The organism is Acinetobacter sp. ANC 4218, from assembly GCF_002135245.1.
In the GTDB taxonomy this organism is placed as follows: Bacteria; Pseudomonadota; Gammaproteobacteria; order Pseudomonadales; family Moraxellaceae; genus Acinetobacter.
The window spans coordinates 110,567-121,595 of the sequence record NZ_NEGD01000001.1; the positions used below are offsets into that span (position 1 = coordinate 110,567).

11 protein-coding genes are annotated in these 11,029 nt (G+C 43.2%); 7 read left to right on the forward strand and 4 right to left on the reverse strand.

The window, feature by feature from the left end; all coding sequences use genetic code 11:
- Positions 1-102: 102 nt before the first annotated feature.
- The 3 genes from ubiH (at position 103) to B9T38_RS00550 (ending at position 2,980) form a co-directional block, all read left to right on the forward strand.
- Entirely contained in the window at positions 103-1,311 is a 1,209-nt protein-coding gene (gene ubiH / locus B9T38_RS00540) for a 2-octaprenyl-6-methoxyphenyl hydroxylase (protein WP_086194936.1), read from the forward strand.
- Complete coding sequence (locus tag B9T38_RS00545) at positions 1,308-2,555, forward strand: FAD-dependent monooxygenase (protein ID WP_086194937.1); 1,248 nt, start codon at positions 1,308-1,310, stop codon at positions 2,553-2,555. The genes ubiH and B9T38_RS00545 overlap by 4 nt, the downstream gene beginning before the upstream one ends.
- Positions 2,556-2,731: 176 nt before the next feature.
- On the forward strand, positions 2,732-2,980 hold the full coding sequence (locus tag B9T38_RS00550; RefSeq protein WP_086194938.1) for a hypothetical protein: 249 nt from the start codon (positions 2,732-2,734) through the stop codon (positions 2,978-2,980).
- A gap of 80 nt (positions 2,981-3,060) precedes the next feature.
- Here B9T38_RS00550 and rsmI read toward each other — a convergent pair whose 3' ends face one another.
- On the reverse strand, positions 3,061-3,900 hold the full coding sequence (gene rsmI / locus B9T38_RS00555) for a 16S rRNA (cytidine(1402)-2'-O)-methyltransferase (protein ID WP_086194939.1): 840 nt from the start codon (positions 3,898-3,900) through the stop codon (positions 3,061-3,063).
- A gap of 12 nt (positions 3,901-3,912) precedes the next feature.
- Here rsmI and B9T38_RS00560 point away from each other — a divergent pair, with 12 nt between their 5' ends.
- The 4 genes from B9T38_RS00560 to B9T38_RS00575 are packed head-to-tail and all read left to right on the forward strand — an operon-like array spanning position 3,913 to position 6,897.
- A complete protein-coding gene (locus B9T38_RS00560; protein ID WP_086194940.1) occupies positions 3,913-4,851 on the forward strand; it encodes a penicillin-binding protein activator in 939 nt (312 codons plus the stop codon).
- The gene (locus tag B9T38_RS00565) at positions 4,848-5,276 is read left to right on the forward strand and encodes a YraN family protein (RefSeq protein WP_086194941.1); all 429 of its coding nucleotides are present in this window, start codon (positions 4,848-4,850) and stop codon (positions 5,274-5,276) included. The genes B9T38_RS00560 and B9T38_RS00565 overlap by 4 nt, the downstream gene beginning before the upstream one ends.
- Positions 5,277-5,336: 60 nt before the next feature.
- Positions 5,337-6,020, forward strand: a complete 684-nt coding sequence (locus B9T38_RS00570; RefSeq protein ID WP_086194942.1) for a BON domain-containing protein — start codon at positions 5,337-5,339, stop codon at positions 6,018-6,020.
- A complete protein-coding gene (locus B9T38_RS00575) occupies positions 6,010-6,897 on the forward strand; it encodes an alpha/beta hydrolase (protein ID WP_086194943.1) in 888 nt (295 codons plus the stop codon). Before B9T38_RS00570 ends, B9T38_RS00575 begins: the two co-directional genes overlap by 11 nt.
- Position 6,898: 1 nt before the next feature.
- On the opposite strand, the gene nudC is transcribed toward B9T38_RS00575, so the two are convergent.
- The 3 genes from nudC to dnaQ all read right to left on the reverse strand — a co-directional run bounded on the left by nudC (position 6,899) and on the right by dnaQ (position 10,887).
- Positions 6,899-7,672, reverse strand: a complete 774-nt coding sequence (gene nudC / locus B9T38_RS00580; RefSeq protein WP_086194944.1) for an NAD(+) diphosphatase — start codon at positions 7,670-7,672, stop codon at positions 6,899-6,901.
- Positions 7,672-9,318: a chemotaxis protein gene (locus B9T38_RS00585; protein WP_086194945.1), complete on the reverse strand. Its 1,647-nt coding sequence runs from the start codon at positions 9,316-9,318 to the stop codon at positions 7,672-7,674. The genes nudC and B9T38_RS00585 overlap by 1 nt, the downstream gene beginning before the upstream one ends.
- Positions 9,319-9,444: 126 nt before the next feature.
- Complete coding sequence (gene dnaQ / locus B9T38_RS00590; protein ID WP_086194946.1) at positions 9,445-10,887, reverse strand: DNA polymerase III subunit epsilon; 1,443 nt, start codon at positions 10,885-10,887, stop codon at positions 9,445-9,447.
- Positions 10,888-11,029: the final 142 nt, after the last annotated feature.

Sequence of the window (11,029 nt, forward strand, 5' to 3'; positions counted from 1 at the left end):
AGCGCTAATTCATTATAAAAATAAATTTCTTTGAGGTAATATAAAATCAATCAAGATTATAAGTATCTCAACCTGATAGATACGACATAAAAGGATCAAAACATGCAGCAAGAAGTAATCATCGTAGGCGGTGGTATGGTCGGGCTAAGTTTAGCCTTGATGTTGGCTAAGGCAAATATTGCAGTGAAGCTGCTCGAAGCAATTAAGTACCCCAATTATGATGATGCCGATCTTGCTCCCTATCATTCGAGCTTTGATGCACGTAACAGTGCCTTGTCACGCCGTAGCGTACAAATTTATCAGGAACTGGGCTTATGGAATGCCTTGCAGGAACATGCCACGCCAATTCTGGAAGTGCATATTACCGAACAGGGCAGCTTTGGCAAGGCACGTTTAAAAGCAGAACAGGAAAAAGTCGAAAGTTTTGGTCAAGTGATTGAGAATGCCTGGCTCGGCCGTGTACTGCTAACAGAAGTACGCAAACAGCCATTGATTGAACTGATTGATGGCGTACAAGTGACCTCACTGACCCAAGATGCTGACTTTGCTTATATCGCAGCGCAACGTGGCGAAGAAACCTTAGCTTTACAATCCAGGCTGGTCATAGCTGCGGATGGCCGTGATTCATTCTGCCGTAAAGCCTTAGGCATTGGTGCATCGGTACATGACTATGATCAAGTGGCTATTGTTACGACTGTACAAACTTCAAAACCGCATAACCATGTCGGCTTTGAACGTTTTAGCCCGCTTGGACCTTTAGCGCTGTTACCATTACCGGGTGAATACCGTCGTTCAGTGGTTTGGCCGGTGCAAAAAGGTACAGAAGGCGAATGGCTGGGCGATGAAAATGACCAGCACTTCCTTAATGCTTTACAGCAAACCTATGGTGACCGTGCGGGTAAATTCCAGAAAACTGCTAAGCGTTTTAGTTACCCTTTGTCGCAAGTTTTGGCAGAAAAACAGGCTGTTGGACGTGTGGTACTGATGGGCAATGCAGCCCATACCATCCACCCGGTAGCCGGTCAGGGCTTTAACCTGTGTATGCGTGATGCTTATGTTTTGCTCCGTTATTTAATAGAACAAGTCGCAAAGCAAGCCGACTTAGGTGATGCAGCCATGCTGCAAGACTATGAAAAATCCCGTCTGACCGATCAGCAACGTGTGATCAAGTTCTGTGATTCGGTGGTGCGTGGTTTTAGCAATAACAACCCTGTTCTAAAATTCATTCGTAATACCGGCTTGGTCGCTTTTGATACCATTCCAGGGATTAAACCTCTGGTTGCCAATTATGCAATGGGGTTAAAAGCATGAGTCAAGTTCAATCTGATGTTTTAAATGTGGTCATTATAGGTGGTGGTCTGGTTGGTGGTCTGACTGCATTGCTGTTAGCTCAAGGTGGTGTGCAGGCCACGGTACTGGATGCAGCCCCCATTCTGGATGCAGAGAAAACCAAAAGTGTTGCCAACCCGCGTGTGTTGGCACTCAGCCAGGCGACCATTCATTTACTGAAAACGGCCGGTGTTTGGGATAGGCTGGCACGCCAACAGCCATACACAGGCATGCAAGTGTGGAATAAAAATGGCTATGGTGAAATTAACTTTGGGCATGCAGCAGAGCAAATGCCATCGGTTGAGCAAGCTTTGGGTTCAATGGTCGAGCCAAGTTTGTTGAACTTGGCCATTCAAGAAAAAATGCTGGAGCAGCTTCAGGATTATCGTACTCAGGTTAAGGTCACAGCTATAGAGCAGGGCGTAGCGGGAATCTGGCAGATTCATCTGGCAGACGGCACCCAATTAAAAACCAGACTGCTGATTGGCGCGGATGGTGCAAATTCCTTTGTTCGTGAACAGGCCTTTATTGATCTCGATATTCTGGATTATAAACAGGCCGGTTTGAGCTGTGCCATTCGAACTGCCCAGCCGCATCAACATGTGGCTCGTCAGATTTTTCTGGAAACTGGCCCATTGGCCTTTTTACCGATGGCCAGTTTAAAGCCGGAACAGCAAGGCTATTGGCAATCCATTGTCTGGACATTACCAGATGATTATGCAGCAGAATATGCCGCTTTAAATGATGCCGATTTTACTGCGTTGCTCACGCGTGAAAGTCATCACATGCTGGGTGAGGTTTTAGAGGCAACACCACGAGCACAGTTTCCGCTTAAAGCACGTGCCGCACAGCAGTATGTCAAAGCCGGTTTAGCCTTGATTGGAGATGCCGCACATGTGATTCATCCGCTGGCCGGTCAAGGGGTCAATATTGGCTGTCTGGACGCAGCCATTTTATGCGATGTACTGTTGCATGATTTGAAACGTGGAGTATGGGCGCATGAACAAAGCTTACAGCGCTATGAACACCGCCGTAAAGGTCAAAACGATGCCATGATGCACAGCATGTCTGCAATTGGATGGATGGAAACGACCCAACTGTTTCCCGTGGTTTGGGCACGAAATTTTGGCTTAAAACAAGTGGAGCAACATGCGGCATTAAAAGATGCCTTCATGGCTCAAGCCAACGGATTGCAGATCTTAAAAGATACACAATATGCGGTTTAAGGCTGAAAAACTGTTTTTTGTACAAATATTTATACAAGGTTACTTTTTTGGTTAAAAAAGATACGATTTTTTTTAAATTGACTCTATGCGAAACCTACAGAGATTGCTAAATTTCTTCCTAGTTCGCAATCAATTCAAATTGAAGTGATAGACGTCATTTTTGGGGAGAAAGAAAGATGACAGATATGAATGACTACGATGATGTAGAAGATACTGCAGTAGATGAAGATGAAGCAAAAGCTGCTGAAAAAGGTGCATCTGACAGTGATTCAGTTGCAACTGATGGTGATGTGGCTGAAGCTGAAACACTGACAGTGACTGCTAAACTGAAACAGCGTCAAGCACTGGAAGACGAGGTGGCTGCTTTCCTTGCGCGTGGCGGTCGTATTACTGAAGTGCCTGCAGACGAGTCAGCAAAAGATTAATTGATTCTTTTGTCGGGTTTGGCTACAGAATAAAAAGCATCACTTTTCGTGATGCTTTTTGCTTTTCAACTGACAGTTGCTCAGACCTTATTGCTAAGTTCTAAAGCGCGTTGATACGCCACTTTCTTTTTTATTCCGGTTAAATCTGCGGCCAATTGTGAAGCCGCTTTTACGGATAAATCCTGTAATAAACGGGTCAATAGCTGGTCCAGTTTTTCCTGTTCCAGATCCTTTTCTTCAGTTGCACCGCCAATGACCAGCACAATTTCACCTTTTTGCTGGTTGTGGTCAGCTTCAATAAACTGAACCAGTTCTGCCAAAGTCATCTTTTTGATGGTTTCAAAGGTTTTGGTAATTTCACGGGCAAAACCCACAGGACGATTGGCACCAAATACCTGGGCCATATCTTTGACCGACTCTAAAATACGATGTGGTGCTTCGTAAAAAATCAGGGTCTGGGTTTCATCTTTCAGTTTTTCCAGCTGGCTCAGACGTTGTGACTGGCGTGAAGGTAGGAAACCTTCGAAACTGAAGCGGTCACTCGGTAAACCGACAGAACTGAGTGCTGCAATGGCTGCACAGGCACCGGGAACAGGAATAACGCGAATATTATGTTCTTGTGCTGCACGAACCAGTTTAAACCCCGGATCGCTAATCAGCGGCGTACCTGCATCACTGATCAGTGCCATATTTTCGCCATTCAGCAAGCGCTGGATCAAGATGTTAATTTTATTGCTTTCATTATGTTCGTGACAGGCAGTCAGTGGAGTTGATATATTAAAGTGCTTTAATAATTGAGCGGAAGTACGCGTATCTTCTGCTGCGATGATACTTACAGACTTTAGAATATCAATAGCACGATAAGTAATGTCATCTAAGTGCCCAATTGGGGTCGCTACAACAAATAACTGAGCACTCATAAGGTTTCTCCAATGTTGAATAATAATAAAAAATTAATTGGCTTCATCCTGTATTGCATTTTCAATCACGCTCAAGCTGAAGTGCTGGTCATTTTACCCGAATCGGGACCTTTGGCGCGAGCCGGATTAAGTGTCAAACAGGGTTTTATGAATGCTTATCAGGCATCAGAGCTGGAAACCCCTATTAAATTTGTAAACTCGGACAAAAAACCGATTGCGCAGTTGCTTAAACAAAATGTCAATAAAAAAACCCAGATGGTGATCGGACCTTTAGCCCGTCAGGATGTGGAAGCTTTAATCAAGGCAAAGCCGAAGGTTCGAGTTCTGGCCTTAAATGATGCATCATCGCAGTTTGCCAACGTTGAACAATTTAGTTTGTCCAAGCAGGATGATGCGGTGGCACTGAATCAGGTATTGCAGAATGACAAAATCAAAGAGCTTTATGTGTTGCAGCAAAAAGATGCTGAAATTGATAATGAACTGTTTCTGATTTCTTTACTCACTCAAACAAATTACCGCCTGAATTTAATCGAAGAAGCACCCAAAAAGTTAAATAAGCATACTGGTTTATTATTATTGGGGAATAATGCCTGGCTGAATAAGCTGCCCCAGTTGCCGCATAAAAACATTTATATTTTAGCAAATGCCGTTGAACAAGGTCAGACATTGCCGGTAGGGGTAAAATTTTGTGATGCTCCGGCCTTATATGGCTCGGAATGGCCAGATGTCATCCAGGCTGTTCAAGCAAATGCCATTCCCATAGCCTATCAGTGCCTGATCGCTTTTGGTGGCGATGCCTGGCATATTGCGAGCCAGTATTTGGCTGAACCCAATTTAAAAAGTATGCAGTTTCAGGGACGTACCGGACTAGTTCAAGTCAATAACAATCAAATCCAGCGCATTCCACATTGCTTCGAAAATACTAAAAAGGGAATCCGGGCATTGTTATGACAAAGCTTGCGGCACATTTAAACTTGGGGCAATGGGCTGAACAGCAGACTTTAATATTATTGCAGGCTCAAGGCTTCCAGCTGATTGTGGCAAATTATCATTGCCGTTACGGGGAAATTGACCTGATTGTACAGCAGGCTCAGGAACTGGTTTTTGTCGAAGTCAAAGCACGTTCAGTCACCCAGTATGCCCAGTCCTTCGAAAGCATTTCTTTTTCCAAACGGCGCAAAATTATGAAATCGGCGCTGTGCTTTTTACATGCCCATCCGGAATTGCAAACCTTTTATTGTCGTTTTGATGTGATTTGTTTTGATTTTCTTCAACAATTTGCAAAAACCATACAGCAAGATTTTTCTAAATTCACTTATGATCAACAATGGATTGAAAATGCTTTTACTTTTGATGAAGAGTTTATTAATCTTTGAACAAAATCATAGCGTAAATGCTGACATAAAATAGAACTGAATAATGAGGAGTCTTGCTGAGTGTTTAACCGTATTGCAATGACGTTACTGTGTGTAGCAAGTTTATCTGGTTGTGCAAGTTTTATCTCGAGTGGCACAGGATCGGCCCCGGTAGGTACAGAAAGTGGCACCCGTTCTCTTGGACAGGTGTTTATCGATTCCTCTATAGAACGTACCGCTAAAATCAATTTATATAAATTAGACAGTCGCTTTAAACAATCTCGTGTCAATATTGAAAGTTTTCATGGCAATGTATTGTTAACCGGTCAAGTGCCGGATGCACACTTAAAACAGTTGGCTGAAGATAATGTCCGTGCCATGAGTGATGTAAAAACCGTACATAATTACATTGCTGTGGGTAACCAGATTGGTTATAGCACTATTATGCAAGATACCACGGTAACTGCGAATACACGTGGTCTGATTATGAAAGCCGTGGTAGTGTCTGATAGCAAAGTGCGCATTCACACCGAAGATGGTGTTTTATATGTGATGGGGCGTTTAAATACTGCGGAAATTAATGATCTGAATCAGGTGCTGCAACAAGTCGGCAATGTCACCAAAATTATTACTCTGATTGACAATGTGGAACAGTCTGCTATAAGGACTTCAAGTTTTAGTAGTCCTGTCGTGAATGCACAGCCTGTCGAACAGACACCAGTGGCTATTGATCCGGATCAAGCAGAGCCCACCTATGCTCAATAAGGTTGTACAAACAGTTAGAAAGGAAATCCAGCAAAAAGTCGAAAAAGTGCAAATCCTGTACAAGGATTTTCGCCTTTACGATTTTGGTAGCTATGCCTTAAACCGTTTAACCCCGCGTAAAGGCTATACGGTAATTGAAAACATTGCTTATGGCTTGAAAGCCCGGCAACGCCTGGATATTTTTACCAGCGAAGTACCGCGTGAACAGCGTGCTTTAATTGTATTTGTGCATGGTGGGGCATGGCTGCATGGAGATAAAAAAGATTACCGCTTTGTGGGAGAGGCTTTCGCCAGAGAAGGCTATGATGTTGCGGTGATCAATTATCATCTTGCTCCCGAGCATGTATTTCCCAGTTATATTGATGATCTGAGCCTGGCATTAAACTATTTGACTCAGCATCAGTCCAGATACAATATTCAGACGGAAAAACTGGTATTGATGGGCCATTCAGCCGGTGCATTTAATGTCATGTCGGCACTCTATCATCCGACACCTTACCCTTTGCAATGCCGCAGCCAGATTCGAGCCATTATTGGTTTGTCTGGCCCTTATCATTTTGATTATAAAGATGATCCGATCTGTGCAGATGCCTTTGATCAAAGCGTACCTTATCAACAGGTGATGCCTTATTATTTTGTTGAAACCAATACCGTGCGACATTACCTGTTTTTAGCGGCAAATGATCAGGTGGTCGGTCATAATAATTCCGAAGATCTACATCGTATTCTGCAGGAAAAGGGTAATCATAGCCAGATGATTACCATCCCGGGTACTGGACATGTGTCCATTATGGGTTCTGTTTCCAGTTTGTTCAGTCGCTATTTCCAGACCAAGAAACAAATTTTGGCGGTTCTGGATGAAGCTTTAAAACCCTAGTTTATAGCCATTCACGGGTATCATCTGCTACGGGATGACCTTCGGTAATATGTTTAATCATGGCGTAGGCAATACTGCCTTTAAATGGAATTTCAGGCAGTTGATCCATTTTAAAGAATTGCGCGTCGCTAATTTCTTCTTCTTGCAGCTTGATTTCTCCAGAAGCATATTCAGCACGGAAGGCGAGCATCAAGTTACTCGGGAAAGGCCAGGGCTGGCTGGCAAGATACTGAATATTTTTTACTTTTAATCCCACTTCCTCAAAAGTTTCACGGCGTACAGCTTCTTCCAGCGTTTCTCCTACCTCAACAAAACCGGCAATCAGACCGTACATATTACTTTTGTTGTTGGCATTTTTAGCCAGCAAAATTTCATCTTGACCACGGGTAATGATGGTGATGACGCAGGGCTGTACCCGCGGATATTGATGATAACCACATGCTGGGCAAACCATGGCATATTCAGTCGCATGGGCTTCAGTTGGATGTCCACAATGACTACAGAACTTGTGGTTGCGGCGCCATTCTAACAGCTGGATGGCACGACTGGCGGCTTCAAACTGTTGGGTATCCCACAAGGTTAACAATTGACGGATAGGAACCAGTTGCAAGCCTGCTGGAATAGGCTCATTTTCGAGAAGGTCACGGGCAATCACCTTATCACCCGTGTTGAAGTGAAGGTCACTTGCTAAACGTTCTACCCGAGGGAGTTGAAAGTTTTCATCGACTAGAAGTTGATGTTGATGGAAGATATAAGCAAGTGACAATTCAGACATTAGGCAACAGTTTTCAGTTTTTCGCTACTTTGCAATGCTACATCAAACATGGACTGGAGGACAGGCTGTTTCGATTTTAAATTGTCGATCAGCATGTCGGCACTGGCTAAAGTATCGAGGGTGTGGTTGATTTGTTCAGCAGTGATCGTTGCAGAATTTTCAATTTGCTGTTGAATAAAGGTCGCAGCTGTATTCAATGAAGTTCGACCTGATTCGGCATTTAAGAACAGCAGGGCACCACCAATTTCACGCAATTGGGTTGGAATATTCTCAAGCGCAGCCAGATTTTGATCTTGCAGGTACTGCATCAAGATTTGGCTGGAAAGCTCAATCACGGCTCTAGTTTCGTTCAGTAAAGCCTCATGTGCTTCATCTAAACGGTCTAAAGAAATGTTCATATTATTTACACGAAGTTGTAAACGGCTTGAGGTGTAATGGCGTTCAAGGACTCCAATCGAGTTCATTGCTGACAAAATGCAATTCATCAACTGCTGTGCAAAATTTTCATCTTTTAAGATATCACCTTGGCTAAGTGATGCAGCCTGACGCGATAAATCGTTATATGCTTCATTTAGGTTCAATACTTTAAAGATATTGGCAAGATTGAGTAATTGAGCTTGCAGTTGCTGCGTTTTCTCAGCGGTCATGTTTTGATAGTTGAATTCGATATCATTACGAATTTGCGCCATTTCTGTGGTCACAAGTTCACTAATGGTATGCATGGTATCAAAATCAGGACCATAAAGATGGCGGCTAAATACCTGCAATTGGGTATCGGTCAAATGATCTTCACCAATGTTTAACTGGCTACGGATATGTTGAGCCGTCTCATCTTCCTGGCTAATACACAAGCTTAAGATGTTGGCTAGATCAGACAGACTTGGCTTGAAGCGATCTGGAGCACTAAAATATTGTGCCATATTGCGTTCAATACCGATCAGGGTGCGTAAACGTGCATCATTGATCAATAAATGGTTCACCTGATTAAATGCCACATGCACCAGATTCCAGTATTGTTTGCTTGGCGTATTTTCTGCCAGACCTGCCAAATAGGCACCGACCAGTTTGATCGCCTGCAGGTCAAATTCAGTTTCTTCCTGTTTCAGTAGCTTGTTTAAAGACAGTTTGTACAGGCGATGTACATATTGTGACTTTTCCAGACTTGGTGCTTGAGGCAGCTTAAAATCAGGAGTAATACAGTCCAGTAATGGCTCGATATGCTGACCTTCATGGCTAATCGGTTTACCCAGCACAATTTCCAGACGATTTAGGGTTTCGAGCAGGAATTGTGGAATTTTAACTTCACGTAAGCAAATAAATTCGATGTAACGTTTCAACATGGTGGTGCCTTCACTTAAGGCCACCACTTCCTGAGTATTAATTTGCGCAGGATTCTGCATAATCTTGCGCATTAACTCTGCTGAGTACTGGGCAATTTTAGCCAGACTTTGCATATCAATGAGCGCCAGAACCTGGGCACATTGTTCAAACTGATTTAGTGCATCGTCAATACCAAAGGGTAAAGTGTGGTCTTCTGCCAAAGAACTCACCGCTGATTCAACTAATTTAATTGAGTTATCAACCTCATTTTTTATTATCAGCAATGCAGTCGGGTCAAAATGAATAGAGGTTTGGTAAGAAGACATGGATCTGCACCTTTCCTAGTGTTTTATCTGTTTATGAGTAGCCCGTTCAAGGCCAAACTTCTTTGCGTTTAACTATAACGTAACTGTTAAACGTTTAAATACAAAAAACCACTAGAAATGTAGATTTTATTTTGCAAAAAGACAAGCTGTTCCATGTTTTTCTTCAAATTGTTTGACCCAATTCTCATGTTCTGCCAATTCTTCGGCTGAAGGTAAAATCACAGGCAGCTCTATTTGTACAGTGGAGCGGGCTGCTTGACTCTGTTGTTGCTCGGCTTCGGTCAGGGTATCCATATCGAAAGACACCTGACCGCCGGTCATGGCTAGGTAGACATCCGCCAGAATTTCGGCATCGAGTAAGGCCCCGTGGAAAGTACGGTCACGTTGCGGAATTTCATAACGCCGAACTAAAGCATCGAGCGAGTTTTTTTGCCCCGGGTGCTTGCTCTTGGCCATGGCCAAGGTATCGGTCACTTCACAGACTTCCGATAAGGCCACAAAACCTGCGCGTTTAAACTCCATATCGAGGAAGTTCATATCGAAGGTGGCATTATGCGCAATAATTTCTGCACCTTTTAGGTAATCAAACAGCACATCGGCAATTTCTGCATAAAGTGGTTTGTCTTTCAGAAACTCATCTGAAATACCGTGAATATTTTCAGATTCACCCACCGGTTTTTGCGGGTTGATATAAATATGAATCGAACTGCCAGTCAGTTTGCGGTTGACCATTTCAATCGCGCCCACCTCAATAATCCGATCCGTGTCCTGAAAATAGAAACCGGTGGTTTCGGTATCCAGAATTAGCTGGCGAGGACCATGAACTTCTTTGCTTCGTGGCGTAATCATGATATGCGGGTGCAGCGGTTTATCCGAAGCAGTCGTAATGTTAGGTACAATCGTGTCCAGATTTTCACTTTGTTCCTGCATACTATTTGCCTGATCGGTTTCTTGTTCTGTGTTTTCTAAGACTTCATTTTCTGAAGACTCGTTGTCTAAAATCTCACTGTCATCTTGCAGCTCGGCTTCCATTAGGTCGAAACCAAAGGGGTCATCTAACAACCAGTCTTTTTCAGCTTTTTTTTTATCCAGCATGTTGGCTTGTTCTAAAATATTTTCGGCAGATGATAATAGATTTTTCATGGCTTTTAAGGTTTGATCGGCACCCCGATTGGCCAGTTGATCGGCCATCTCATTACCCGGATGTCCGGCATGACCTTTGATCCAGTTCCATTCAATGTCACGACCCTGACAAGTCGCATCCAGTAATTTCCACAGGTCCGGATTTTTGACATCTTTCCAGTTTTTCTTTTTCCAGCCATGAATCCATTCGGTAATGCCTTGTTTGACATATTTGGAATCGGTCCAGATGATCAGTTTGGCATCGTGTGGACAAAACTGAATACCTTCAATTGCTGCGGTAAGTTCCATGCGGTTATTGGTGGTTTCCGCTTCTCCGCCATACAGTTTATGCTTTTCCGATTCTGTAATGATATATGCACCCCAACCGCCTAAACCAGGATTGCCGCGACACGCGCCATCGACATAGAGAGTGATTGTTTGAGTCATATAAACCAAATCCGAACGCTAAAATGAGAGTCAAATAAACCAGGTGATTGGCATATTGTATAACGCAATTTCACTTTAAAAGTGTATTACACGGTTATTTTTTAAATTCTTGTAACATTTATAGTGAAATCGCGCTAAATTA